29 protein-coding genes and 1 other RNA gene are annotated in these 26056 nt (G+C 37.0%); 25 read left to right on the forward strand and 5 right to left on the reverse strand.

Annotated features, from left to right (window positions below; translation table 11 throughout):
- Window positions 1-20: 20 nt before the first annotated feature.
- The gene (locus ACE38V_RS03405) at window positions 21-413 is read right to left on the reverse strand and encodes an SA1362 family protein (protein WP_375839749.1); all 393 of its coding nucleotides are present in this window, start codon (window positions 411-413) and stop codon (window positions 21-23) included.
- A 56-nt stretch (window positions 414-469) separates the two neighbouring features.
- Window positions 470-1417 carry a DUF1385 domain-containing protein gene (locus tag ACE38V_RS03410; protein ID WP_375839750.1) on the reverse strand — a complete coding sequence of 316 codons (948 nt, stop codon included), beginning with the start codon at window positions 1415-1417 and terminating at the stop codon, window positions 470-472.
- Between the two features lie 291 nt (window positions 1418-1708).
- Here ACE38V_RS03410 and ACE38V_RS03415 point away from each other — a divergent pair, with 291 nt between their 5' ends.
- From ACE38V_RS03415 to efp, 3 genes are all read left to right on the forward strand, one after another.
- Window positions 1709-2218, forward strand: a complete 510-nt coding sequence (locus ACE38V_RS03415; RefSeq protein WP_375839751.1) for a YqhR family membrane protein — start codon at window positions 1709-1711, stop codon at window positions 2216-2218.
- A gap of 116 nt (window positions 2219-2334) precedes the next feature.
- Window positions 2335-3396 carry a M24 family metallopeptidase gene (locus tag ACE38V_RS03420; RefSeq protein ID WP_375839752.1) on the forward strand — a complete coding sequence of 354 codons (1062 nt, stop codon included), beginning with the start codon at window positions 2335-2337 and terminating at the stop codon, window positions 3394-3396.
- Between the two features lie 21 nt (window positions 3397-3417).
- Complete coding sequence (gene efp / locus ACE38V_RS03425) at window positions 3418-3975, forward strand: elongation factor P (protein ID WP_375839753.1); 558 nt, start codon at window positions 3418-3420, stop codon at window positions 3973-3975.
- Between the two features lie 94 nt (window positions 3976-4069).
- Here the strand turns inward: efp and ACE38V_RS03430 are convergent, their stop codons facing one another.
- Complete coding sequence (locus tag ACE38V_RS03430) at window positions 4070-4219, reverse strand: hypothetical protein (RefSeq protein ID WP_375839754.1); 150 nt, start codon at window positions 4217-4219, stop codon at window positions 4070-4072.
- 162 nt (window positions 4220-4381) lie between these two features.
- Here ACE38V_RS03430 and ssrS point away from each other — a divergent pair.
- Window positions 4382-4566, forward strand: a non-coding RNA gene (gene ssrS, locus ACE38V_RS03435) — 6S RNA.
- A gap of 46 nt (window positions 4567-4612) precedes the next feature.
- Here ssrS and ACE38V_RS03440 read toward each other — a convergent pair.
- Both ACE38V_RS03440 and ACE38V_RS03445 read right to left on the reverse strand, forming a co-directional pair.
- A complete protein-coding gene (locus tag ACE38V_RS03440) occupies window positions 4613-5290 on the reverse strand; it encodes an SIMPL domain-containing protein (protein WP_375839755.1) in 678 nt (225 codons plus the stop codon).
- A 72-nt stretch (window positions 5291-5362) separates the two neighbouring features.
- Window positions 5363-6739, reverse strand: coding sequence for an alkaline phosphatase (locus tag ACE38V_RS03445; RefSeq protein ID WP_375839756.1), 1377 nt, complete (start codon window positions 6737-6739; stop codon window positions 5363-5365).
- Window positions 6740-6934: 195 nt separating this feature from the next.
- Between ACE38V_RS03445 and spoIIIAA the strand changes: the two genes are divergently transcribed.
- From spoIIIAA to spo0A, 21 genes are all read left to right on the forward strand, one after another.
- The gene (gene spoIIIAA / locus ACE38V_RS03450; RefSeq protein WP_375839757.1) at window positions 6935-7858 is read left to right on the forward strand and encodes a stage III sporulation protein AA; all 924 of its coding nucleotides are present in this window, start codon (window positions 6935-6937) and stop codon (window positions 7856-7858) included.
- Entirely contained in the window at window positions 7859-8374 is a 516-nt protein-coding gene (gene spoIIIAB / locus ACE38V_RS03455; RefSeq protein WP_375839758.1) for a stage III sporulation protein SpoIIIAB, read from the forward strand.
- Between the two features lie 18 nt (window positions 8375-8392).
- Entirely contained in the window at window positions 8393-8599 is a 207-nt protein-coding gene (spoIIIAC, locus tag ACE38V_RS03460) for a stage III sporulation protein AC (protein WP_375839759.1), read from the forward strand.
- A gap of 15 nt (window positions 8600-8614) precedes the next feature.
- Window positions 8615-9004: a stage III sporulation protein AD gene (gene spoIIIAD / locus ACE38V_RS03465; RefSeq protein WP_375840128.1), complete on the forward strand. Its 390-nt coding sequence runs from the start codon at window positions 8615-8617 to the stop codon at window positions 9002-9004.
- A gap of 29 nt (window positions 9005-9033) precedes the next feature.
- Window positions 9034-10236 (forward strand): stage III sporulation protein AE, encoded by a 1203-nt coding sequence (gene spoIIIAE, locus ACE38V_RS03470; RefSeq protein WP_375839760.1) that lies wholly within the window; start codon window positions 9034-9036, stop codon window positions 10234-10236.
- 14 nt (window positions 10237-10250) lie between these two features.
- Entirely contained in the window at window positions 10251-10856 is a 606-nt protein-coding gene (gene spoIIIAF / locus ACE38V_RS03475; protein ID WP_375839761.1) for a stage III sporulation protein AF, read from the forward strand.
- Window positions 10857-11504 (forward strand): stage III sporulation protein AG, encoded by a 648-nt coding sequence (gene spoIIIAG, locus ACE38V_RS03480; protein ID WP_375839762.1) that lies wholly within the window; start codon window positions 10857-10859, stop codon window positions 11502-11504.
- Between the two features lie 13 nt (window positions 11505-11517).
- Window positions 11518-12090, forward strand: coding sequence for a SpoIIIAH-like family protein (locus tag ACE38V_RS03485; RefSeq protein WP_375839763.1), 573 nt, complete (start codon window positions 11518-11520; stop codon window positions 12088-12090).
- A 269-nt stretch (window positions 12091-12359) separates the two neighbouring features.
- Complete coding sequence (accB, locus tag ACE38V_RS03490; protein WP_375839764.1) at window positions 12360-12857, forward strand: acetyl-CoA carboxylase biotin carboxyl carrier protein; 498 nt, start codon at window positions 12360-12362, stop codon at window positions 12855-12857.
- Between the two features lie 15 nt (window positions 12858-12872).
- Entirely contained in the window at window positions 12873-14225 is a 1353-nt protein-coding gene (accC, locus tag ACE38V_RS03495; protein ID WP_375839765.1) for an acetyl-CoA carboxylase biotin carboxylase subunit, read from the forward strand.
- Window positions 14226-14247: 22 nt separating this feature from the next.
- Window positions 14248-14655 carry an Asp23/Gls24 family envelope stress response protein gene (locus ACE38V_RS03500; RefSeq protein ID WP_375839766.1) on the forward strand — a complete coding sequence of 136 codons (408 nt, stop codon included), beginning with the start codon at window positions 14248-14250 and terminating at the stop codon, window positions 14653-14655.
- Between the two features lie 237 nt (window positions 14656-14892).
- Entirely contained in the window at window positions 14893-15276 is a 384-nt protein-coding gene (nusB, locus tag ACE38V_RS03505) for a transcription antitermination factor NusB (RefSeq protein WP_375839767.1), read from the forward strand.
- A gap of 100 nt (window positions 15277-15376) precedes the next feature.
- Entirely contained in the window at window positions 15377-16735 is a 1359-nt protein-coding gene (gene xseA / locus ACE38V_RS03510; protein ID WP_375839768.1) for an exodeoxyribonuclease VII large subunit, read from the forward strand.
- Complete coding sequence (locus tag ACE38V_RS03515; RefSeq protein ID WP_375839769.1) at window positions 16725-16958, forward strand: exodeoxyribonuclease VII small subunit; 234 nt, start codon at window positions 16725-16727, stop codon at window positions 16956-16958. The genes xseA and ACE38V_RS03515 overlap by 11 nt, the downstream gene beginning before the upstream one ends.
- Window position 16959: 1 nt before the next feature.
- Window positions 16960-17853 carry a polyprenyl synthetase family protein gene (locus tag ACE38V_RS03520; protein ID WP_375839770.1) on the forward strand — a complete coding sequence of 298 codons (894 nt, stop codon included), beginning with the start codon at window positions 16960-16962 and terminating at the stop codon, window positions 17851-17853.
- A gap of 208 nt (window positions 17854-18061) precedes the next feature.
- Window positions 18062-19954 (forward strand): 1-deoxy-D-xylulose-5-phosphate synthase, encoded by a 1893-nt coding sequence (dxs, locus tag ACE38V_RS03525; RefSeq protein ID WP_375839771.1) that lies wholly within the window; start codon window positions 18062-18064, stop codon window positions 19952-19954.
- 3 nt (window positions 19955-19957) lie between these two features.
- Window positions 19958-20809 carry a TlyA family RNA methyltransferase gene (locus tag ACE38V_RS03530; protein ID WP_375839772.1) on the forward strand — a complete coding sequence of 284 codons (852 nt, stop codon included), beginning with the start codon at window positions 19958-19960 and terminating at the stop codon, window positions 20807-20809.
- Between the two features lie 402 nt (window positions 20810-21211).
- Entirely contained in the window at window positions 21212-21661 is a 450-nt protein-coding gene (ahrC, locus tag ACE38V_RS03535) for a transcriptional regulator AhrC/ArgR (RefSeq protein WP_375839773.1), read from the forward strand.
- A 17-nt stretch (window positions 21662-21678) separates the two neighbouring features.
- Window positions 21679-23367 (forward strand): DNA repair protein RecN, encoded by a 1689-nt coding sequence (gene recN / locus ACE38V_RS03540; protein ID WP_375839774.1) that lies wholly within the window; start codon window positions 21679-21681, stop codon window positions 23365-23367.
- Between the two features lie 122 nt (window positions 23368-23489).
- Entirely contained in the window at window positions 23490-24779 is a 1290-nt protein-coding gene (gene spoIVB / locus ACE38V_RS03545; RefSeq protein ID WP_375839775.1) for a SpoIVB peptidase, read from the forward strand.
- 291 nt (window positions 24780-25070) lie between these two features.
- Window positions 25071-25865: a sporulation transcription factor Spo0A gene (spo0A, locus tag ACE38V_RS03550; RefSeq protein WP_375839776.1), complete on the forward strand. Its 795-nt coding sequence runs from the start codon at window positions 25071-25073 to the stop codon at window positions 25863-25865.
- The last annotated feature ends 191 nt before the right edge of the window (window positions 25866-26056 follow it).

The raw sequence follows: 26056 nt of genomic DNA on the forward strand, positions 1-26056 counted from the left end.
ATAAAATAGGAAGAACCGGACTAAAAGGATGCCCGGTTCTTTTTTTTGCCTTTTTTTCCCTCAATGACTGTTAAGTGTGAAGAGGATTTCTTTAAATTATTTTTATGTTTTTTTATTGTTGTTAAAGAGCTGCTGGATGTACTTTTTCTGTTAGGTTGTTTTTGAGTGTATCTTTTTTGTGATTTTTTTGCTGCTTTACGAAATGCTTGTTGCTCTCGATTTTTAGGGCCAGCTTTAGCAATATACAGTCGTCGAACAATGATAAAAACAACGAAGCCAAGGATTAAAAAAGCTGCAATACTTTTTAGGACATGAATGGGATCTTCAATGAGGTTACCGATAATTCCAATTACTGCAAGAGTAAAAAGAGTAATGACAATTATGTTTGAAGCTCGATATTTCAAGAAAGCCACCTCCCTAAGAGCATAATAAGCATAAAACTAGTTTTTTAAACTTCCAAACTTCTTCTTTATAATATTTCCTTGATTATTTCCCTTTGATTTGTTTCATTTTCCATTCTCATTAATTCCTTGAAGGATAGAATCGCCACTTCGACTTGGTCATCAGCTGGTTCTTTTGTGGTAAGAAGTTGTAACCATAAACCAGGATATCCTAGGTATTTTAATACAGGTATGTTTCGTAATTTATTTGTAAGCTGCAGGACTTCAAAGGAAACCCCTAAAACGACGGGAATTAAGGCAAGGCGATTGAGAATACGCACCCAAAGTGGATCAGCTGGAACAAACATGTAAATAAAGATTCCCACAATGACTGTAAAAAGAATAAAGCTGCTACCGCAACGATAATGTAAACGGGAGTGTGCCTGGACATTTTCGACGGTCAATTCTTTTCCGGCTTCAAAAGTATTAATGACTTTATGTTCTGCACCATGATATTGAAAAACCCTTTTAATGATTGGAGTCATCGATACAAAATAGATATAGCAAAATAATAATACAAGCTTAAAAAAGCTTTCTACTAATACTTGACTTAAATGACTTGAAAAGATAGGTTTTGTCAATACTGCAAGAAAAACGGGAACTAAGGTGAAAATAAACTTACCAAAGAGAAAGGAAAGTACTCCGATTGTTGCTACTCCAAGAATCATCGATAATTTAGATGTTTCCTGTTCCTTGATTTTTTCGTCATCTTCAGGGTTTAATTCGTAGCGTTCTGTTGAAAAATTTAGATGCTTTGCACCATTAGCGCTGGACTGGATAATGGCGACAATTCCTCTGATAAAAGGAATTTTTTTTAATGTTGCTGCAAGGCCATTTTTCACTTCTCTAGGAAGACGATAATAATTAATAGTCGAATCCTTTCTACGAATCGCTGTAACCGTGTGGTGTTTTCCACCAAACATTACCCCTTCAACAACAGCTTGACCTCCATAAACGGGTTTTGAATTTTTTTCCATGTATGAAAACACCAACCTATATTCATTTATTCTCGATGTAACTGCAAATGCGTTTTTTCAAAGCTCAAAATTTGAATTTACTCTAAGCTCGGCAACTCCGAAGGGAAATAGATGAGACTTGTTTTCTCGGATTGTATACAATTGAATTCTACATCTAATTATATTTTACTAAATATTCTTAAAAACCTCTAGAGGAGAGTATCATGAATCATTAAATTCTGTAAAAAAGATATTGATTTTCCGATGGTAATCTTTTTTGACGCTGGACATACTAATATTGGAGGTGCATGAATGATGAGTAAAGATGAAACATTAGAACAAAACCAACGTGAAGAACCAATGTCATTTATCATGATGGTGATTGTAACAGGACTTTTTGGGGGGATCTTCTGGAGTGGCTTAGCTTATTTTGCATATTTATTTCATTTTACTGAAATTCGCCCAAATATTGTCCTCGAGCCATGGACAGTGGGAAATTGGAAATATGGTTGGTTAGGAACTGTGATTTCCATTATTTTTATAGGGGTATTTTCTATTGTTGCTGCTTTAATCTATTACGTTGCATTAAGGCGATTTAAAAGCATGTGGGTAGGGGCTTTATATGGAATTATCCTATTCTTGCTTGTTTTTTTCGTGCTCAATCCTCTGTTTCCAGGTATGGACCCCTTTTCGAAGCTTGGAAAAACAACGATTATCACTTCACTCTGTTTTTATATTTTATATGGCACATTTATTGGGTATTCGATTTCCTTTGAAGAAAATGAAATTCGTAATCGAAAAAAACAACCTTCGTCTACTTAGCAAAAAGTGGTCGACTTAAAAAATAATATGATAGAATATTCATATTGATAATGAAATAATGCGAATTCTGTTTTTTCATTATTTTTATCAGCATGGATAAAAAAGGAGAGAGGACATTGGATAAATTACAGAGATTACGTGAGGGTTTTACCAGTTTCGGGATTGATGGGCTTCTTATTTCAAGTGCATATAACCGCAGATACATATCAAACTTCACAGGTACATCAGGAGTTGTTCTAATTAGTTCCGAAAAAGCTCTTTTTATCACAGATTTCCGTTATGTTGAGCAGGCCTCTAAACAATGCGAAGGCTTTGAAATTGTGAAACAAAGAGGCACGATTCTTGATGAAGTTGCCACTCAGGTGAAAAATCTCGGAATAAAAAGACTCGGCTTTGAACAAGATCATGTTACTTTTTCAGAATATAAAACCTATGAAGAGGAAGTAAAAGCCGAATTAGTGCCAGTTTCAGATTTGGTAGAAAAGTTACGCTTGATTAAGACAGACGCAGAGATTAAGATATTAAAGGAAGCAGCGAACATAGCTGATGCTGCATTTACACATATTTTAGATTTCATTCGTCCAGGAGTGACAGAACTTGAGGTATCGAATGAATTAGAGTTCTTTATGAGAAAAGCTGGAGCAACGTCATCTTCCTTTGATACAATCGTTGCATCAGGATATCGCTCTGCATTACCTCATGGTGTCGCAAGTGAAAAAGTAATTGAAAAAGGTGATTTTGTCACTCTAGATTATGGAGCTTATTATAAAGGATATGCTTCAGATATTACAAGAACCATTGCGGTTTCTGAACCTGATGAAAAATTAAAGGAAATTTATCAAATTGTATTCGACGCTCAAGCTAAGGGGATCGAAGGAATTAAACCAGGAATTAGTGGTAAAGCTGCTGATGCACTGACAAGGGATTATATTTCTGCAAAAGGATATGGGGAGTATTTTGGCCATTCAACCGGCCATGGAATCGGTCTTGAAATCCATGAAGGCCCAGCTCTTTCTATGAAATCAGATATCATCCTCGAGCCTGGAATGATTGTAACGATTGAACCTGGTATTTATATTCCAGGATTAGGTGGAGTTCGTATTGAAGATGATACGATAATTACAAATGATCACAATGAATTGCTAACGCACTCAGCAAAAGAACTTATTATTCTTTAAAATATTAGGAGGATTTATTGAATGATTTCTGTTAACGATTTTCGTACTGGTTTGACAATTGAAGTGGACGGTGGTTTGTGGCGTGTAATGGATTTCCAACATGTTAAACCAGGGAAAGGTGCAGCGTTTGTACGCTCAAAACTTCGTAATCTTCGAACAGGGGCAGTTCAAGAAAAAACTTTCCGTGCAGGTGAAAAAGTGGCGAAAGCACAAATCGATAACCGTAGAATGCAATATCTATATGCTAACGGGGATCAACATGTATTCATGGACAATGAATCTTATGAACAAATTGAGTTACCTGCATCTTCCATTGAATATGAATTGAAATTCTTGAAAGAAAACATGGAAGTCTCAATTATGATGTTCCAAGGGGAAACGCTTGGTGTTGAACTTCCAAATACGGTTGAATTAGAAGTTACGGAAACAGAACCAGGTATTAAAGGTGATACTGCTTCTGGTGGAACGAAGCCTGCAACATTAGAAACTGGACTTGTTGTTCAAGTACCATTCTTTGTGAATCAAGGCGATAAATTAATCATTAATACTGCTGAGGGCAGTTATGTTTCTCGTGCCTAATCTTTTATCAGAGGAGAGACTTTAAAATCTCCCCCAAAAAATCCCGATTAGTCAAGATGACTACATCGGGATTTTTTGGGATTGTAAACCTGTTTTACTCTCGTCCGGTAGCTCCTACAGACATATCAGTATTATTTTTATTATTATATTCTGGATCAGATGTTTGATTTTTATTTTTCGTGTTATCTAAATAGGTGGACTTGTGCTGATGTTTCAAGAAGTCTTTTGTGTTTACATTCACCATATCCATGCTCCTTTCCCTTGTTATTATGAACAGAATAAGGGAAATTATGATTTGATTTGGGGAGTGAGTTAACAAAAGCCCGGTACCTTTTGATAATGGAGTTTAATTGGTTGTGAATTCCTGTTGTTGTTTTAAAAAAAATATAGTATTATAATGAGTACATTGAAGCTGCGTTGTTCGTTTGTATATGAAATTTCAACCTTTACTTAAGTTTAGGGAATTCAATATTTAACCTTTGACAGCATGCCTTGCACACCTAGAGGACGTCTGAAGGAGATTGTGCGAATACCCACCTGTTGGAGCAGGTATGAAACTCCATATGAATCGGCGGCAATCGCGGCTACTCTCGTTTAATGAAAAAGCGATAACCATTTGGTTATCGCTTTTTGATGCTTATTTTTGATAGTAACAAAAGATGGCCTGAATCATGGAACGGACTTGTAATTTTCCTGGTGCAATCGGTGTTGTTGTCGCGGCCTTGACATTCTGAAAGGTTGCAAATGGAATCGGGATAGGTTTCGTTTCCATTATTTCCGATATAGATAGTGGAGTTTTAATTAATTGAATGTTTAAAGAACCTGCAAGGGTCTCGGCTTTATCAAGGGCGTTGTTCATGGCAAGTGTGAGGGCGCGTTTGTAAAAAGCATCTGGATTGGATAAGGAAAACTCGATATTTCTAATTGTATTTGCTCCGTTAGTTACTGCTGTATCTACAACCGCACCAACATTTTGAATGTCTGAAACCGTGATGTTTAACAAATGATCTACCTTATATCCACGGAATATTTGCTTGTTGTCTACATAATCGTACTGTGGATAAATGGAATATTCGGTAGTTCTGATATCATCTGCTGTAATCCCTATTTTTTGAAGAGCTGTTTGCACCTTTTGAATAATCTCAGCATTATCTGATTGGGCTTTCTTTAATTCGCGATGTTCTGTTGACACCCCAAGAATAATATTCGCTTCATCTGGCTGCGCATTAACTATTCCCTCGCCAATGACCTTCATTGTGAAGGATTCACTTCTTGTTGTCTTTTGATAATAAGGATACCCGCGAAAATGTTGCAAAATTCCTCCCCCTTGCCATCAATAGTTTTTTTATATTAAATGTACTTGGAAAGAAAAAAAAAATGCGCAAATTCAAAGTGGATAGCCCATTATTTTACCAATAATTCTTGGGACATCTACATTATTTAAGACACCTTCAAATTCTTCACTGCCATCTCCAAAGGCAAATAAAGGGACTGGATTGCCTGTATGCCCACCTGTACTACTAAGTAAGCGATTTTCATTGCTACTAACTCCTGCATGATTGTGTGCAGCAATCAGACTGCCAATTTCCCAAGCAATATGGGATTCCTGATAAACCATTTCATTTTCATGATTACATGTATTAATAAAATCCGTGATTGCTTGATTGTTTAATTGGAGATGGGCATAACGTTGCAAAACTTCCTTCATCTTTCTTATATCCTCTATTTTTTTGTCCTTTGTTTTTACTAAGTCTGCCATGTACGATGAAGACACTGAAATATTTTTAAGTGCCTTTATGTTTATAGGCTCCGGCTCAGAAATGCCCATCGTTTCGTGATCTGCTGTTACAACAACAAGGGTATCTTGCTTTTTTTTGGCCCATTCTACGGCATATTGGACTGCTTGATCAAATTCAATCGTTTCTTTCCAGATGCTTGTGATATCTGCTGAATGGGAGGCATGGTCGATACGTGCTCCCTCTACCATTAAGAAAAACCCATTTGGGTTTTGAGCTAGAATCTCGAGTCCCTTCTCTGTCATTTCTGTTAAGGATGGCTCCTTGCTTTTTTTCTCATCACGGTCAATTTTAAAGTTCATATGGCTTTGGTTAAATAAACCAAGCAGTTTTTCTCCTTTTGCGGTTGCAAGTTCTTCCTTATTGGTGACAAAGGTATACCCATTTTTTTGAAATTCAGTAATTAGATCCTTCTCGTCTGGTGCTGTTTTTTTGAATTTATTGGCACCACCCCCCAAGAGAACATCTACTTGGTTTTTTAATTGTTGAGAGGCAATGTCCCGTTGATTAGCCCAGCGGTCGGATACGCTCGCAGTGAAGGCAGCTGGAGTCGCGTCGGTAACGGAGCTGGTTGTGATGATACCTGTTTTTTTGCCATCGTTTTTAAATTTATCAAGAATGCTATCGATTTCCTGTTTATTTGGCTTCATCCCGATCATTTCATTATTGGTTTTAAATCCTGTTGCTAATGCAGTTCCCCCCGCAGCTGAATCTGTAACAAATTGGTTAGCTGAATCTGTATGTACATAGGCAACGTTTGGCAAAGTTTCCATAAATAGTTTTCCACTTTTTCCATGCTCAAATAAACGAGCAATTTCCATTTGTCCAAAGCCCATTCCATCGCCAATCATATAGATAACATTTTTGGGTTTAGAAATTTCTTTTGTTTGTGCAAAGACGCTGCTAGTAAATGAATATTCACCAATGAGCAATCCACAAAGGAGAAAGCAAATAGTATTTTTTTTCATAAAAAACTCCTTTTCCATTTTTTAATCCTCATAAAAAATAAGAGGGGGATGTCTTAGAATGAGATTCTCTCTTGAAAAAAGTCATAATGTGGTCAAGCAGGCATACATTTAATTAAGAGAACGCAGGTGGGACGCATTATCCATAGTATGTATCCAAACAAAGATATGAATGTAAAAAATATGGAGGGGTACTAGGTGGATACAGTATTCGAAATATTACCCAAAAATCTATCTGAACAATTGAAAGAAATTCCTGCTTTTTTATTAGAGGAAATGGAGGAAATCCGCATTCGCATTAATAAGCCGATGGAAGTGACAATTAAGGGAGTCCCACGTTTTTCTTCTTACATTGTTCAACCAGAGGATGCGATTCAACTTTTGAATAAAATTAGTCATTTTTCGATTTATACAATGGAAGAAGAGTTAAAGCGCGGCTATGTGACGATTGCTGGAGGACACCGCATTGGGCTTGCTGGTAAAGTGATCCTAGAGCATGGTGCCGTTAAAGCGATCAGAGATGTCTCCTCCTTTAATATTCGGATTGCCAGAGAGAAAATTGGGATTGCGGAAAAACTAATTCCTTTTTTATATAACGAAGGCTGGCTCCATACAATGATTATTGGGCCGCCTCAAACCGGTAAAACAACTTTGCTTCGTGATATAGCAAGAATTGTTTCCAGCGGTGAGCCCAAGCAAAGGATTGATGCGAGAAAAGTTGGGATTGTAGATGAAAGATCAGAAATTGCTGGGTGTATACATGGGATTCCTCAGCTAACTTTTGGACCGAGAATGGATGTTTTAGATAGCTGTCCAAAAGCAGAAGGAATGATGATGATGATTCGCTCAATGAGTCCAGATGTGTTAGTAGTGGACGAAATCGGCAGAAAGGAAGATGGTGAGGCGATCTTAGAGGCCGTTCACTCAGGGATTAAGCTGATGATGACAGCACATGGAATGAACCTCAATGAATTGAAAAATCGTCCTACGATGAGACCAATCCTTGAATTAGGTATTTTCCAAAGGTATGTAGAATTAAGCAGAAGCAGTGGTCCTGGAACATTGATGTCGATTAAAAATCACGATGGTGAAGAAATTTACACAAAAGTGAGAGTGACATAAATGATCAAACTAATCGGTGCTTTTTTTATCATTGCTGCGACGACATGGGCGGGATTTGAAGCATCAAGGCGTTTTTCCGAGCGCCCAAAGCAGCTAAGACAGTTAAAATCAGCACTTCAATCTTTAGAGGCAGAAATTATGTATGGCCATACCCCGTTGCATGAAGCATCAAGGCGAATTTCCTCGCAAATCTCTAAACCGTTATCCTTATTTTTTGAATCCTTTGCCTTGAAATTAACCAATTCAGATACAACAGTAAAAATTGCATGGGAACAAAGTCTTAAGGAAGTATGGGCATCTACGGCTTTGCAGCAAGGAGAATTTGAAGTCATGAAACAGTTTGGCGAGACGCTTGGTAGACATGATAAAGTCTCCCAACAAAAGCAAATCAGATTGGCCCTTTCTCATTTAGAAAGAGAAGAAGGAGACGCTTATGATAAGCAAGGAAAGTATGAAAAAATGTTTAAAAGCTTAGGATTCTTATCAGGATTATTGTTGAGTATTTTATTGATGTAAGTTTTAGGAGGAATATTCATGGGGTTAGATGTCGATATCATCTTCAAAATTGCTGGTGTAGGAATTGTGGTTGCATTTCTTCATACGATTTTGGACCAAGTGGGGAAAAAAGAATATGCCCAATGGGTTACCTTGTTTGGCTTTATCTATATTTTATTTATGGTCGCTACCATCGTGGATGATTTATTTCAAAAAATCAAATCTGTCTTTTTATTTCAAGGGTAAAAGGGGGAATCAGCCATTGAGATCTTTCAAATAGTTGGGGTTGCCCTCGTTTCTACTTTTTTGGCTCTCATCGTAAAAGAACAAAAACCTAATTTCGCTTTTTTGCTTATCGTCTTTGTTGGTTGTGCCATTTTCCTATTTCTTGTCGATCAAATTTACGCGATTATTCATATGCTTGAGAATATTGCCGTTCATGCAAAGGTTAATATGGTTTATTTAGAAACAATCTTGAAGATTATTGGAATTGCTTATATTGCGGAGTTCGCCTCGCAAATTACAAAGGACGCGGGTCAAAGTGCAATCGCATCCAAGATCGAGCTTGGTGGCAAAATTCTTATTTTAGCGATGGCGATCCCTATTTTAACGGTTATGATTGAAACCATTATCAAATTAATTCCGAATTAAATGCAGCACTTTTTGAGTAGGTGAAAATAATGAAGCAGTGGATATTCATGATTACCTTTTTTGTGTTTGTACTGTCTTTCTTGTTTACTCCAAATGTACAAGCAGTCACAACCGATGAGAGCAATAAAGAAGAAATTAATAGCCCCAAAGATCTTGTTGACCAACAAATCGATACGCTTGATTTAGATGAACTGAAGGGATTTTGGGAGGAAGTTACTACAAAGTATGGCGGTTATTTACCAGAAAGCCAAAAAGGAAGTTTGTATGATTTTATCAAAGGGGACAAGCATTTTTCATTTGAAAATTGGGGAAAGGGGATTCTAAAGTTTATTTTCCATGAATTCATCGTCAATGGAAAGCTATTAGGATCGCTTATTATTTTGACCGTATTTAGCATGTTTTTACAATCACTGCAAAATGCCTTTGAGCAAGGGACTATTAGTAAGGTTGCTTATGCAATTGTGTTTATGGTCCTGATCATTTTGGCACTCAATAGCTTTCGTGTTGCCATTGATTATACAAATGAGGCCATCAGTACGATGACATCATTTATTTTAGCCTTGACCCCATTGCTTTTAGCCTTAATTGCTTCCTCAGGGGGATTAGTATCTGCAGCTTTCTTTCATCCCGTTATTCTTTTCCTGATGAATACAAGCGGAACGTTCATCCAATACATCATTCTACCCTTATTGTTTCTTTCTGCACTCCTCAGCATTGTCAGTATTTTAAGTGAGCATTACAAGGTAACGCAACTGGCAAATCTAATTAGAAATTGGAGCATTGGTCTTTTAGGGCTATTTTTAACCGTCTTTCTTGGGGTTATTTCAGTTCAAGGGGCATCAAGTGCGGTAACGGATGGGATTACGATCCGCACGGCAAAATTTATAACAGGAAATTTTATTCCAGTAATTGGAAGAATGTTTACTGATGCAACAGACACGGTCATCAGTGCCTCACTTTTATTGAAAAATACAGTTGGCATTGCCGGAGTAGCCATTCTTCTTATGATTGCCGCTTTTCCTGCCCTAAAAATCCTCATGATTTCCTTTATTTATAAATTTGCAGCTGCTATATTACAGCCGCTTGGTGGTGGACCGGTCATTCAATGCCTTGATGTGATAAGCAAGAGTATCATGTATGTGTTTGCTGCGTTGGCAATTGTTTCCCTTATGTTCTTTTTAAGTATTACCGTTATTATTGCAGCCGGAAATTTAACGATGATGGTTCGCTAGGAGGACGTTAAGAAGTGGATTTCATAAAGGAATGGATTACCAACATTATTCTATTTGTTTTACTTGCCACGGTCATTGATATGCTCCTTCCTAACTCTTCTTTGCAGAAATATACAAAAATGGTAACTGGTCTTCTGCTGATGGCTATTATTCTCTCACCTATTTTAAAGCTGGTTTCACAGGATTTTAAAATCCCAAGCTTAGAGATGATTCAAGAAAAAAATGCAGAAAATTTAATAGAAATTAAGAAAAAAGAAATACAAGCCTCACAAAGTGCATATATTTTAGAACAAACGGCTGTCCAAATGAAAAAGGAAGCCCAAGAGGAGTTGATGGCAAGATACGGATTAATGATTTCAGATATCGATTTTTCAGTTATGGACGAAGCTCAAGGAAAATTCCCAGAAAATGTGCAAAAGATTTCAGTGAAGCTGAAATCAGTGAGTAAAGAGAACAGGGCTGTCGAAGCGATTAACAAAGTGGAAATTAATACTGTCGATTCCCCTCCAACGAATGAGCATTCCGATACATTAGAAAGTATCGCATCACTACTTTCTGAGACATGGGGTGTCGGGAAAGAAACGATTGATGTCATGGTAGAAGGGGGGAGCATCTCGTAAATGGATCAGGACAAAGGACCGATTTCGACATTAAAAAAATTCTTTTCCAATGGTGACAGTGGAAATAAGAAAAATAAATATCAATATTTGCTCCTTGTTCTTATATTTGGAGCCTTTATCATGCTTTTAAGCAATTTTCTATTTGGCGGGGAGTCGAAAAGTGATTTACCTGTTTTCAATAATCAAACCAATAACGGTGGAAGTACTGAGGCCATTGGACAATCAAAATCTAATAATAATGATGTAATTAAAGACTATGAAAATCAATATGAGAATCAGTTAAAGGAAGCACTAGAAAGGATAAATGGGGTTGGTGATGTCACAGTTGTTGTCAATGTGGATGCTACAGAAAAACAAGTATTAGAGAAAAATAGAGTAACGAAATCACAAACCACAGAAGAGACTGATCCAGAGGGTGGAAAAAGAAGAATAGAGGATCAATCGGAAGATGAACAACTTGTAACAACGAATGAAGGGGAGAATGAAGGCCCCATTGTCGTAGAAACAAAGAAGCCTGAAATTCGTGGCGTTCTTGTTGTGGCTAAAGGCGCTGAAAATGTCCAGGTAAAAAGTTGGATATATGAGGCGGTTACGAGAGTCCTAGATGTACCAATGCACCGAGTGTCTGTCTTACCGAAAAAGAATTAAGGGGGAGTCATAAATGTTATTAAAAAAGCAAACGGTTTGGTTATTAACGATGTTGAGTTTAGTCGTTGTGTTATCGGTGTATTACATTACTTCACCAGAGCCAAAAGGAAACCAATTAACTGCTGTTGAGGAAAAATCAAAAGATGAAATGAAGGATACAACTAAGAGTGCCAAAGAGAATACAGCACCAAAAGAAGATGCGGATGGTTCTACTGTTATTTCAGATAGTGCATCAGATGAACAATTTGAACAATTACGTCTGGATATGGAAGCAAAAAGAAGTGAAGAAAAAGAGAGATTAACAGATATTATGGCTTCAACCGATCTACCTTCAGAGCAAAGAAATGAAGCCATAGAAAAAATGAATCAATTAGATGAAATTGCGCAAAAGGAGCAATTACTTGAAACCTTAATTATCGCAATGGGTTATGATGATGCGTTAGTCCGTGCGGGTGGTGATGAAGTGCGGATTACGGTTAAATCTGATAAACATTCTAAAGCGGCAGCTAACAAAATCCTGCAAAAAGTGAAAAATGAACTAGGTCAATTGCAAGCCGTTGCCGTTGAATTTCAGCCAACTAAATAATGGAAGAAAGAAGGGGGCTTTCCCCTTCTTTTTTTGTCAAAAAATTGATTATTGGATATAATACGGAGGATCCAAAAATTATGCTGATGATTAAAAGTTTGTTTTGGAAGAGTTCACAAATTTTTCGAAATATTAAAAATGGTTTTAAAATATGGGTTTGAAAGTGGTATTATTAAAATGAAAATAATCTAATATTGAACTTTCACTAGGTGTTAGCGTATGATATTAGTATTTAGTCATAATAAAGATATTTTTAAGGGGTGGCAGACATGTTAAAAGTGCAAGAAATCCGGGAGTTGATCAAACTGGTTGATCAGTCCAATATTGATGAATTCGTTTATGAAAACGATGGTTCAAAAATTAAAATGAAGAAAAGGTCAGGTGAAACCGTTGCAATTGCTCAACCAGTGAAACAAGTAGCTGTTGAGGAAGTAGTAGCTCCTCAAGTTGTAAAGACAGAAGAAAAACCAGAAGTAAAAGTGGAAGCACCAGTAAAAGAAGCAGCTGAAGAAGTAGAAGATAGTGAACTACATAAAATCACTTCTCCAATGGTTGGAACTTTTTATCAATCATCATCACCTGATGCAGATCCATATGTAAAACAAGGTTCAAAAGTTTCAAAGGATTCTGTTGTATGTATCATCGAAGCTATGAAGCTATTTAACGAAATCGAAGCTGAAGTGAATGGTGAGATTGTAGAAATTCTAGTTAAAGATGGTCAGCTTGTTGAATATGGTCAACCATTATTTATCGTAAGGCCTGAATAAGGGAGAGTTTTTTTGATGATAAAAAAATTATTAATTGCAAATAGAGGCGAAATAGCAGTAAGGATCATTCGTGCATGTCGCGAAATGGGAATCGAATCTGTTGCCGTTTATTCAGAAGCAGATAAGGAAGCCTTGCATGTACAGCTTGCAGACGAAGCCTATTGTATCGGGCCAAGGGTCTCCAAAGATAGCTATTTAAATTTTACCAATATCATTAGTGCCGCAAGATTAACAGGATGTGATGCTATTCACCCAGGTTATGGATTTTTAGCTGAGAATGCTGATTTTGCTGAACTATGTAGGGAAGTCAATATCAAATTTGTTGGGCCTACTCCTGAAGCTATTAATAAAATGGGGACAAAGGATATTGCCCGTGAAACGATGAGAGAAGCAGGGGTTCCCATTGTTCCTGGCTCTCAAGGAGTTATTCGTAATATTGATGAAGCGATTGAAATTGCAAAAAAAATCGAATATCCGGTTATCATTAAAGCAACTGCCGGTGGTGGCGGTAAAGGGATTCGAATTGCAAAAAATGAGCAGGATTTAATTAAAGGCATTAATATTACGCAGCAAGAGGCATTAACAGCTTTTGGTAATCCTGGAGTTTACTTAGAAAAATACATTGAAGATTTCCGCCATGTTGAGATCCAAGTACTTGCAGATGAACATGGTAATGTGGTTCACTTAGGTGAAAGGGATTGCTCCATTCAAAGAAGACTTCAAAAATTGCTTGAGGAAACTCCTTCTCCTGCACTTGATGGAGAAACTCGTGAAGAAATGGGGTCAGCAGCCGTAAAAGCAGCAAAAGCAGTTGATTATACAGGTGCTGGCACGGTAGAATTTATATATGATTATCGCAATCGCAAGTTTTACTTCATGGAAATGAATACAAGGATACAGGTTGAGCATCCAGTAACAGAAATGGTCACAGGCGTTGATTTAGTGAAAGAACAGATTAAAGTCGCTTCAGGTGAAAAATTGAACTTTAGACAATCTGAGATTAATTTCCAAGGATGGGCGATTGAATGTAGAATCAATGCTGAAAATCCTGAAAAGAACTTCATGCCTTCACCTGGTAAAATTCAAATGTATCTTCCACCAGGTGGTCTAGGTGTTCGTGTTGATTCTGCAGCATATCCAGGGTATTCAATTCCGCCTTATTATGATTCCATGATTGCGAAAGTCATCACTTATGGAAAAACTCGTGAAGAAGCCATTTCAAGAATGAAACGGGCATTAAGCGAATTTGTCATCGAAGGTGTCCATACGACGATTCCGTTCCATTTGAAGCTTCTAAATCATGAGAAATTTGTTGAAGGTGCGTTCAATACCAAGTTTTTGGAACTGTATGATGTGATGAATTCATAAAGTTAACAGGGGGTGCGCTAAAGTGAGCGAAAATAACATCTTAGAAATGAATCCGGGCCACACAGGCCTTGGAAAAGTTGAAATTGCTCCTGAAGTCATTGAAGTTATTGCAGGCATCGCTGCATCGGAAGTTGAAGGAGTAGCGCAAATGCGAGGAAATTTCGCTGCAGGTGTAGTTGAAAGATTGGGAAAGAAAAATCATGGAAAAGGTGTAAAGGTCGAACTTTCCGAAGAAGGAATTAAAGTAGACGTTTATTGTTCTATGAAGTTTGGTGTTTCCATTCCAACTGTCGCTGGGCAAATTCAAGATAATATTCGCCAAGCACTGCTAAATATGACAGCTCTTGATGCAGAGGAAGTTAACATTCATATTGTTGGCATTCAATTTGAAAATCCAAAGCAGGAATCAGACAAAGATCAAGAAGAATAATCATATTGGAGCCAGGGACAATTCTATTGTCTTTGGCTCTTCTACATTAAAAGCCAATATCTTGAATCATACATACATATATCTTTGAAATGGATTTTAGCAAAACGCAGAAAGCCAGCATGTTTTCATATCCTTTTAGGGAAAATAACGAATGAATTATGCGAAACTGCAAGAGTTATGCTATGATTTTGTTATGATATTTAGGATAACCCATCCTTAAAGGAGTTTTAGAAAAAGATGAAAAGAAGAACAGCAAGAGAAAAAGCGTTACAGGCCTTATTTCAAATTGATATTAGTAACGTTGAACCAAGTGATGCGATCGAGCATGTCTTAGATGGCGCCCCGCAAAATGATTATTTAAATCGTTTAGTAAATGGGGTTGTCGAAAAAAAGCAGGAAATTGATCAATTAATCATCCAAAACCTTGAAAAATGGACCATTGACCGGTTAGCTAATGTTGATCGAAATCTTTTGAGATTAGCCATTTATGAACTACAATTTTGTAAAGACGAAGTACCAGAAAATGTTGTGTTTGACGAAGCTATTGAAATTGCCAAAGCATATGGTGATGATCAGTCAAGTCGTTTTATTAATGCTGTGTTATCTAAAGTGAAGCAATAACACAATAAGTGAAACTTCCACTGATGGAGGTTTCACTTATTGTGTTAGATGCTACTTTTCCCTCCCGTCTTTTTGTAGTAATGAACAAAGGAGTTCAGGTTTGATGGAAAACCGTTATTTATCTGTTACCGCGTTAACCAAATACATAAAAAGAAAATTCGATGTCGATCCCCATCTACAAAATGTGCTGATAAAGGGGGAAATCTCCAATTTTAAACAGCATTCCAGTGGGCATATGTATCTAACTTTGAAGGATGAGAAGGCTCGGATATTAGCCGTAATGTTTTCAAGCTATAATCGATTGATGAAGTTTACCCCTGAAAACGGCATGAAGGTGCTGGTTAAAGGGGATATTTCTCTTTTTGAAGCAAGTGGACAATACCAGGTCTATATAAAGGAAATGCAGCCGGATGGGATTGGAGACCTATATTTAGCATATGAACAATTAAAAGCGAAATTGGAAAAGGAACAGTTATTTGCCACAAGATTTAAAAAAAGGATTCCCAAATATCCGAAAACAATTGGCGTCATTACTTCTCCAACAGGAGCCGCTATCCGTGATATTATAACAACAATCAAACGAAGATACCCAATTGCAAATATTTTACTATTACCTGCATTAGTTCAAGGGAATCAAGCCGCTCCTTCCATTGTTCGAGCAATTGAAAGAGCAAACCAACAGCAGGACATTGATGTTTTAATTATTGGTCGTGGTGGTGGGTCAATTGAGGAATTATGGGCATTTAATGAGGAAATCGTGGTGCGGGCTATTTTTGCTTCAATGATTCCCATTATATCAGCGGTGGGACATGAGACGGATTTTACGATCGCAGATTATGTGGCAGATAAAAGGGCTCCAACACCAACAGGGGCAGCTGAGCTTGCTGTTCCACATTTAAATGAATTGCTAGATAAAGTATACACCAACCAAACGAGATTAATGAGAGCAATGAAAAAAAGGGTCTCTACACAAAGAGATCGCTTATCGCGCATCCAAAAATCATATGCATTTCGCTATCCACAAAAGCTGTATGAGCAAAAGTTAGAACATGTCGATAGATTAAGGGAACAACTCCATAAGGGGACAACAAAATTATTGGATCAAAAACGTGAGAAATTTATCCAATTGGAAAAAAGGCTAGCTCGAAAATCACCGAATGAGCAGCTACTACAATATAAAGAAAAGCATCAGACAATCTATAAACAATTGAATCGTTCAATGCAGTTGATTCTTGGGAAAAAGGAACAAAAATATGTACATGTTCTTTCAACTTTAGAGGCATTAAATCCTTTAAAAATAATGAGCCGTGGCTATAGTGTGGTATATGATCAGGAAGGATCGCTGATTAAAAGCATTCAGCAAGTAAAGAAAAACGACAAAGTGAATGTGCAGTTATCAGATGGGACCTTGTACTGTCAAGTAACGGAAATGCAGGAGGGCAGAAACAATGAGCAATGAAGAAAAAATGACATTTGAAATGGCGATGGAGAGATTAGAAGAAATTGTTGAGAAACTAGAAGAAGGGGATGTTCCTCTAGAGGAAGCGATTTCTTTCTATCAACAAGGGATGGAGTTATCTAAGCTTTGTCATGATAAGTTAAAACGTGTGGAAGATCAATTAACGCAAGTTTTAACAGAGGATGGTCAAAGGGAAAGATTTTCCATTGAGGAGGAAAATTAAGGTGGATAAGGGGAATTTTAATTCTTTTGCAAAAAGGCATAAGGATAAGCTCGATCAAACGCTGCAAGAATGGTGCGAAAAGCTTCAGGCACCCAGAATTTTAAAAGATTCCATGTTCTATTCGTTAAATGCAGGGGGGAAACGGATACGTCCGCTTTTATTATTTGCTACACTTGAAGCTTTTAATGAGGAGACTGAAAAGGGACTGCTTGCGGCGGCAGCGATTGAAATGATTCATACGTATTCATTAATTCATGATGATCTTCCTTGTATGGATGATGATGATCTAAGAAGAGGGAAACCTACAAACCATAAGGTGTTTGGTGATGCAGTTGCTACGCTTGCAGGTGATGCGTTGTTAACCTATGGCTTTCAACTGCTTGCTGAAATTCCTGTTCATCATGCAGATGCGAATCAAAAAATCGCTTTAATCCGTGAATTTGCAAAAGCGTCTGGTGCAGAAGGAATGGTCGGTGGTCAAGTTGCTGACATGGAAGCGGAAGAAAAAAGAATGAACCTCGAAGAATTAGAATATATTCATATTCATAAGACTGGAAAGATACTTGAGTTTAGCATTATGGCAGGTGCCATTCTTGCAAAAGCTAATGAAAGGCAGATGCATACATTATCTAAATTTGCTTATCATCTGGGGCTTGCTTTCCAAATTCAAGATGATATTTTAGATCTCGAAGGCGATGAGGAAATTATTGGGAAGCCAGTTGGTAGTGACGAACAGAATCATAAGATGACTTATCCAGCACTTTTATCATTGGCAGGAGCAAAAGAAGCACTATCAACTCATATTAATCAAAGCCTTGCGTTATTAAAGGAAACCGGGTTAAAAACGAAATTGCTTGAAGAAATCACTTTCCTAATAGCACATCGAGATCATTAACGGTATGACTCATTGAGGGTAGAATAAATGTATGATATAATGAATGATGTGCCGTTATCACGTTTGTGTTAGCGGCTATTTTTTCAGGCGAAAATATTTTCCTATTGCACAATAGTAGAAAGTTTGCGGAATATTGTGTTTTCCATGATAATAAAAGGTATAGAGTATTTAAAGCATATTTTAGATATGAAAGTGAGTGATCCTACTTATGGATCTATTATCAATAAAAGACCCCTCTTTTCTTAAAAAATTATCAATCAAGGACTTAGAATTATTAAGTAAAGATATTCGAAAGTTTTTAATAGAAAATCTTTCAATTACCGGAGGTCATATTGGTCCGAATTTAGGTGTAGTGGAATTAACAATTGCCCTACATAGGTGCTTTAATAGTCCAAAAGATAAAATTCTTTGGGATGTTGGTCATCAATCTTACGTCCACAAAATTCTTACAGGCAGAGCATCTCATTTTAGTACGTTAAGAAAATACAAGGGTCTGTGTGGATTTCCAAAAAGAGGGGAGAGTGAGCATGATGTCTGGGAAACTGGACATAGTTCAACAAGTCTTTCCGCTGCCATGGGGATGGCAATTGCGAGGGATTTAAAGAAAGAAAAGTCCTTCATTGTCCCCGTTATAGGGGATGGAGCCTTAACAGGTGGTATGGCGCTTGAAGCATTGAATCATATTGGACATGAGAAAAAGGATATGATTGTTGTTTTAAATGATAATGAAATGTCCATTGCCCCTAATGTTGGTGCCCTTCATAACGTGTTGGGAAGATTGAGAACAGCAGGGAAATATCAATGGGCGAAAGACGAACTTGAAATGTTATTAAAGCGAATTCCAGCAGTAGGTGGACGCGTTGCTGCCACGGCGGAAAGGATTAAGGATAGCCTAAAATATTTGCTTGTTTCAGGTATCTTCTTTGAGGAATTAGGGTTTACCTATTTAGGTCCTGTTGATGGTCATAATCTTGAAAATTTAATTGAGAATTTGAATTATGCCAAGAAAACGGAAGGACCTGTCTTACTTCATGTCATTACGAAAAAAGGGAAGGGCTATAAGCCTGCTGAAAGTGACAAGGTAGGAACATGGCATGGAACGGGTCCATACAAAATAGAGACCGGAGTGATTATTAAGCCTGAAAATACAGCACCAGCCTGGAGCAGCTTAGTAAGTGAGACGGTTAGAAGACTTGCTCGTGAGGATGAACGGATTGTAGCCATTACTCCAGCAATGCCTGTCGGATCCAAACTGGAAGGTTTTGCTTCTGAATTTCCAGATAGAATGTATGATGTTGGAATTGCTGAACAGCATGCGGCAACCGTTGCAGCAGGCTTAGCTACACAACATATGAAACCATTCTTAGCGATTTATTCAACCTTCTTGCAACGGGCTTATGATCAGGTTGTTCATGATATTTGTCGACAAAATTTGAATGTTTTTATAGGGATTGATCGTGCCGGTTTAGTAGGGGCAGATGGGGAAACACATCAGGGAGTGTTTGATATTGCCTTCCTAAGACATATTCCTAATATCGTTCTCATGATGCCTAAAGATGAAAATGAAGGACAACATATGGTATATACAGCTATCAAATATGATGATGGTCCGATTGCGATGAGATTCCCTAGAGGAAATGGTTATGGAGTGCCTATGGATAAGGAGTTAAAGGAAATTCCGATTGGGACTTGGGAAATCCTTCGAGAAGGTGAAGATGCCGCCATTTTAACCTTTGGTACAACCATACCAATGGCGATGGAGGCAGCAAGTGAATTAGAAGCATTGGGGTATTCAGTTCGAGTTATCAATGCTCGATTTATTAAGCCTTTGGATGAGGAAATGCTCACTCAATTATTTGAAGAAAAAATTCCAGTTCTAACGATTGAAGAAGCTGTTTTACATGGTGGATTCGGTAGTTCGATATTAGAATTTGCCCATAGTCATCAGTATTTTGAAACCGTGATCGACTGTTTGGGAATTCCAGATCAGTTTATTGAACATGGGGGAGTGAATGAGCTTCTTTGTGATATTGGCTTAACAAGTGAAAAAGTGGTTGAAAAAGTACTTACTCTTACAAGAGAAAAACAAAAAAGGGTCTAAATAATGAAAATGAAGAAAGAACGATTGGATGTTTTATTAGTTGAAAGAGGTTTAGCTGAAACAAGAGAAAAAGCTAAACGAGCCATTATGGCAGGAATTGTATACACAAATGAAATGCGTTTAGATAAGCCCGGTGAAAAGGTAGGAGTCGATATTCCCTTAACGGTTAAAGGTCATGCAATTCCATATGTGAGTCGAGGTGGCCTGAAATTAGAAAAGGCAATAAAAACCTTTGATGTTAACATTCAAGATAAAATCCTATTAGATATTGGGGCATCAACAGGTGGGTTTACTGATTGTGCCCTGCAAAATGGGGCGAAAATGTCTTATGCTCTTGATGTCGGCTATAATCAATTAGCATGGAAACTCAGGACTGATGAGCGTGTTGTCGTGATGGAACGGACGAATTTTCGCTATGTCACTCCGAGTGATTTAGTACGGGAAATGCCTAATTTTGCATCAATAGATGTTTCCTTTATTTCCTTAAAGTTAATTTTACCTGTATTAAAAACGTTACTTGTTCCAGGCAGTGATATCATTGCCTTAGTCAAACCTCAATTTGAAGCGGGGAGAGAGCAAGTAGGGAAAAAGGGAATTGTAAGAGATGCTAAAATTCATGAAAGTGTCGTCAACCAAATTATCGATTTATCTATTGGTTTAGGTTATGATGTAAAAAATCTTTCCTTTTCTCCGATTACAGGTGGTGAGGGAAATATTGAATTTTTATTACATCTATATTGGAATGGTGAAAAGGAAAAAGGAGAGAATGACATATTGATTCCTGTTCATCAGATTGTAGCCGATGCCCATGCAACACTTAAAGTAAAACCGGCAAATAAAAATGAGGCTGATTGATTCAGTCTCTTCTTTTTTGTACTTTAAGCGGAAAAATTGGCAGCAGTGATGAAGATTGACCTTGTGGAAAATTTTGAGAAATAAAAGATAAGGGCAAAAGGGAAGCTTCGAAGTAACGCCTCGCAACCGAAAAAAGAAAAACGCTTTTTTCGGTGAACTACGCCTATGCCTTCGCCTAAAGGCTTTCCAATCGGCAAGTTTTCTTTATCATATTAAAAATTTTGACGCAAAATTTCACTGAACCATGTCAAAATTTGTAGTATTTCGCAGGTTTTTTCATAAATTTAGCGAATTTCTTATTAGATTCAACTAATTTTAGCAAAAAAATGTATAATAGGAATGACTGCAATCCGCTGCTTTCTACATATTTTTAGACCAAATCTTCTGTTAGAGGGTGAAAGAGTGAATAAAGGACAACGTCATATTAAAATCCGCGAAATCATTACAAATAATGATATTGAAACGCAAGACGAGCTTGTGGATGAACTGAAAAATGCGGGTGTGAATGTTACACAAGCCACCGTTTCACGAGATATTAAAGAGCTCCACCTAGTAAAGGTTCCTTTATTAGATGGGCGTTATAAATACAGTTTACCTGCTGATCAACGGTTTAACCCATTGCAAAAACTAAAACGAAATTTAATGGACGCTTTTGTACGTATTGATACTGCTGGGCATCTATTGGTGATGAAAACTCTACCTGGAAATGCAATGGCGATTGGGGCTTTAGTTGATAATTTGGATTGGGAAGAAATATTAGGAACGATCTGCGGGGACGATACGATATTAATCATCTGCCGTTCACCTGATGATACGGAAATCATCTCGAATCGCTTTCTGGAAATGTTGTAAGATGAGGTGATGTATTCTTGTTAAGTGAATTATCGATTAAAAATTTTGCCATTATTGAATCGCTCACGATTTCATTTGAGAAAGGACTAACGGTCTTAACTGGAGAAACTGGTGCAGGGAAATCAATCATCATTGATGCTATTCACTTACTTTCTGGTGGCAGGGGATCGACAGAATTTATCCGTCATGGAGCTGATAAGGCTGAAATTGAAGGTTTATTTCAAATTGATGAACCAACTCATAGCTGTTATGACAAAGCAAAGGAATTAGGAATTGATATTGAGGATGGCATGGTAATCTTAAGAAGAGATATTTCTCGTTCTGGAAAGAATGTGTGTCGTATTAATGGGAAGCTTGTGACAATTTCAACCTTGCGAGAAATTGGAAGCACATTGGTTGATATTCATGGTCAGCATGAACATCAAGAATTGATGGATGATACCAAACATCTAGCTTTGCTTGATCAATTTGGCTTTGAGAAAATAGGCCCTGCCTTAATGCAATATCAACAAATTCACCGCGAATATGAATCCATTCAAAAAAAATTACAAAGTTTAAATGAAAATGAACAGCAAATCGCTCATCGTCTTGACCTTATTCAATTTCAATTTGATGAAATCGAAAGGGCTGACTTAAAGCTTGGTGAAGATGAGGAATTATCTGAAGAAAAAAATAAACTTATGAATTTTGAGAAATTGTATGATGCCATTAAGACTTGTTACTCTGCCCTTCAAGGAGATCAACGTGGCCTAGATTGGATTGGTCTTGTCATGGGACAAATTGAGATTGCGGCTGAATTAGATTCTTCCTATAAAGATATGGCTGAATCAGTTTCTAATAGCTTTTATATGCTGGAGGACTTATCACAGAATTTAAGAAATGAATTAGACAAACTTGAATTTGATCCCCGCCGATTAAATGAAATTGAAGAAAGATTATCAGAAATCAACCAATTAAAAAGAAAATATGGAAAAACAATTCCTGAAATATTAGAGTATGCAGCAAAAATTGAAGAAGAAATGGAAACCCTTCAAAATAAGGAAGGTCACATCGATCTATTAGAGAAGCAACTTCTTTCGGTTAAAAAGGATTTGCAAATAGAAGCGAAGGAACTGAATATATTAAGAAAAAAATATGCCATCAAGTTAACCTCCCTAATTCATAAAGAACTCAAGGATTTATATATGGAAAAAACCGTTTTTGAGGTTAAATTTGAAAGCAATTTTGAGCAATTTACAAAAACAGGCTCCGATAAAATAATATTTTACTTATCGACTAATCCTGGTGAACCGCTTAAGCCATTATCGAAAACCGCATCTGGTGGTGAACTTTCACGTATTATGCTTGCGTTAAAGAGAATTTTTTCAAAGCATCAAGGAATCACTTCGATTATTTTTGATGAAGTGGATACGGGCGTGAGTGGACGAGTAGCACAAGCCATTGCGGAGAAAATTTATAAGGTTTCGATTGACTCGCAGGTGCTCTGCATTTCTCATTTGCCGCAGGTTGCTGCTATGGCGGATACCCATTTATTTATTAGCAAAAAAATTATCAATGGAAGAACAAAGACATCCGTTCAGCCATTAACAGATACAGAGAAAATCAAAGAAATTGGCAGAATGATTTCTGGGGTAGAAATAACGGATTTAACGAAGGAACATGCTAAAGAATTACTTCAACTAGCCTTAAATGTCAAAAAAACTTGAAAAGCTATCCAAAAGGGGTAGCTTTTTTATGTTCCAGCTGGTTATAAATGAGTTTGATGAAGGCAAAATTATAATTGTAGCCATTAAATTGGATGGACTAGAAGCGAGGAGAGTGATGATTTTTGAAATTTGAACATCTTAGAAAAATAATTGGTGGAATTCTCCTTGTTTCATTAATTGCTATTGGATTTTCGAATCCATTTCGGGATTATCTTCATTTCCCGAAAGATATTACACTTTTTGAAGGACAAACGGTCAATTTATCTAAAGCTATTCCGGTATCAGCTTCTCTTTCTTCTGATGATTCAACAATCGATATAGATGATTCAAATAATTCTATTGCTCTTAAGGCAAATCAATATGGAAAAGATGAAATGCTTCTAGAGCTTGCAGGAATTCCAATAAAAAAGGTCGATGTAAAAGTATTAAAGGACTTTCGTGTCATCCCAGGTGGTCAATCGATTGGGGTAAAGCTTAATTCAGTCGGTGTTTTAGTTGTTGGGCACCATCAAGTTCATACAGATAAAGGAAAAGTTTCTCCAGGAGATCTTGCAGGAATCAAGGTTGGGGATATTATCACAGAAATTAATGGACAAAAAATTGAAAAAATGGCGGACGTAGCGCCATTTGTACAAAAAGCAGGTCAATCTGGGGAAGCCTTAAATATTGTGATTTCTCGTGAAAGTGGAAAGGTAAAAACAAAATTAAAGCCATTAAAAGAAAAAGATAGTGAAAATTATCGACTTGGGCTCTATATTCGGGATTCTGCAGCCGGAATCGGTACCTTAACATTTTACCATGCTGATTCGAAAAAATATGGTGCTCTTGGACATGTGATTTCGGATATGGATACGAAAAAACCGATTGTAGTAGAAGACGGTCAAATTGTTCGTTCCACTGTAACTTCGATTGAGAAAGGAAGCAACGGAGATCCAGGTGAAAAACTTGCTCGATTCTCATCAGATAAAAAAGTAATAGGAAATATTGAAAAGAATAGCCCATTTGGGATCTTTGGCAAATTAAATCATCATTTAACAAATGGGATTATGGATAAACCAATGCCAATCGCGCTATCGAATCAAGTCAAAGAAGGATCGGCAAAGATTTTAACCGTAGTAGATAATGATGATGTACAACAATTTGATATTGAGATTGTGAGCACCATTCCGCAAAAATTTCCAGCAACAAAAGGGATGGTCATTAAAGTGACAGATCCAAAATTATTGAAGAAAACCGGTGGAATTGTCCAAGGAATGAGTGGAAGTCCAATTATTCAAAACGGAAAGGTTGTTGGTGCTGTCACCCATGTATTCGTTAATGATCCAACGAGCGGATATGGAGTTCATATCGAATGGATGCTTCAACAAGCTGGAATTAATATTTATGAAACACCTAGAGAAAAAGCAAGTTAACCCCAGAAACGCAAATGATAAGGCTAATCCTGTAAAATAAGGGATTGGTCTTTTTTTATGTAATTTGCTAAAATGGGAAAAGATTATTCGACAAAAACGTTCCGTATTCGTTGTCAAATGACAAAGAAAGTCGAAAATGAAAGAAAACGAAAGGGAAATTAAGAAAATATACCTTTTTTTAGAAAAATTCAAAAAATAAAAGGAATTATTGTTGCATTGTCGAATTTGTAATTTAGAATATAAGATAGAAATGTACTTGAGACAAGAAATAGATCGAGGAGGATATCGTTTGTGAGGAAAATAAAAGTATGCGTTGTTGATGACAACAGAGAATTAGTGGGATTATTAGAAGATTACATATCTTCTCAAGAGGATATGGAAGTAGTTGGAATTGCCCATAATGGTCAAGAATGTTTGGATACTCTTCAACATGTAGATCCTGACGTTCTTGTTTTAGATATTATTATGCCTCATCTAGATGGCTTGGCTGTCTTAGAACGACTTCGAGATATGAAGAAAAATCCACAACCAAGTGTGATTATGCTAACGGCATTTGGCCAGGAAGATGTAACAAAAAAAGCCGTTGAATTAGGAGCATCCTATTTTATTCTGAAACCATTTGACCTTGAAAACTTAGCAAATCACATCCGCCAGGTCAGTGGAAGATCAAGTGCCATTATTAGAAAACCAGCATCACCTCCAGCCTATCGTACTCCAGCTGATTCTAAACCGAAAAACCTCGATGCTAGCATTACAAGTATAATCCATGAAATTGGAGTGCCTGCTCATATTAAGGGATATCTATACTTGCGTGAAGCAATTTCCATGGTCTACAATGATATTGAGTTGCTTGGTTCCATTACAAAGGTGTTATATCCGGATATCGCCAAAAAATATAATACAACAGCAAGTCGCGTTGAACGCGCGATTCGTCATGCGATTGAGGTTGCTTGGAGCCGAGGAAATATTGATTCCATTTCTTCTTTATTTGGCTATACTGTCAGCATGTCAAAAGCAAAGCCGACAAATAGTGAATTCATTGCAATGGTGGCTGATAAATTACGCTTGGAGCATAAAGCCTCTTGAAAGAAAAGTTAAAATGATTCCTTAAACGAAAAACAAAGTTCCTATTCCAAGTTTAAATGGGATAGGAACTTTATATTATAAAAGAAAAAATCACCTCATCCACTTCATCATTGGTTTTCTCCTAACTGAAAAATTACCATAATTCCCTAAATGTTTTAGAAAAATATTTATAACAATTTCAAAAATTCCCT

Source organism: Cytobacillus sp. Hz8, assembly GCF_042263505.1.
GTDB lineage: Bacteria > Bacillota > Bacilli > Bacillales > Cytobacillaceae > Bacillus_BE.

Coding starts and splice junctions, on each gene's coding strand:
- spoIIIAC (WP_375839759.1), top strand. CDS start 8,393: ATGGGGTTAGATGTCGATATCATCTTCAAAATTGCTGGTGTAGGAATT.
- ACE38V_RS03530 (WP_375839772.1), top strand. CDS start 19,958: ATGAAAATGAAGAAAGAACGATTGGATGTTTTATTAGTTGAAAGAGGT.
- accC (WP_375839765.1), top strand. CDS start 12,873: ATGATAAAAAAATTATTAATTGCAAATAGAGGCGAAATAGCAGTAAGG.
- ACE38V_RS03515 (WP_375839769.1), top strand. CDS start 16,725: ATGAGCAATGAAGAAAAAATGACATTTGAAATGGCGATGGAGAGATTA.
- spoIIIAG (WP_375839762.1), top strand. CDS start 10,857: ATGGATCAGGACAAAGGACCGATTTCGACATTAAAAAAATTCTTTTCC.
- spoIIIAB (WP_375839758.1), top strand. CDS start 7,859: ATGATCAAACTAATCGGTGCTTTTTTTATCATTGCTGCGACGACATGG.
- ACE38V_RS03445 (WP_375839756.1), bottom strand. CDS start 6,739: ATGAAAAAAAATACTATTTGCTTTCTCCTTTGTGGATTGCTCATTGGT.
- ACE38V_RS03485 (WP_375839763.1), top strand. CDS start 11,518: ATGTTATTAAAAAAGCAAACGGTTTGGTTATTAACGATGTTGAGTTTA.
- accB (WP_375839764.1), top strand. CDS start 12,360: ATGTTAAAAGTGCAAGAAATCCGGGAGTTGATCAAACTGGTTGATCAG.
- ACE38V_RS03415 (WP_375839751.1), top strand. CDS start 1,709: ATGATGAGTAAAGATGAAACATTAGAACAAAACCAACGTGAAGAACCA.
- dxs (WP_375839771.1), top strand. CDS start 18,062: ATGGATCTATTATCAATAAAAGACCCCTCTTTTCTTAAAAAATTATCA.
- spoIIIAE (WP_375839760.1), top strand. CDS start 9,034: ATGAAGCAGTGGATATTCATGATTACCTTTTTTGTGTTTGTACTGTCT.
- efp (WP_375839753.1), top strand. CDS start 3,418: ATGATTTCTGTTAACGATTTTCGTACTGGTTTGACAATTGAAGTGGAC.
- nusB (WP_375839767.1), top strand. CDS start 14,893: ATGAAAAGAAGAACAGCAAGAGAAAAAGCGTTACAGGCCTTATTTCAA.
- ACE38V_RS03430 (WP_375839754.1), bottom strand. CDS start 4,219: ATGGTGAATGTAAACACAAAAGACTTCTTGAAACATCAGCACAAGTCC.
- ACE38V_RS03410 (WP_375839750.1), bottom strand. CDS start 1,417: ATGGAAAAAAATTCAAAACCCGTTTATGGAGGTCAAGCTGTTGTTGAA.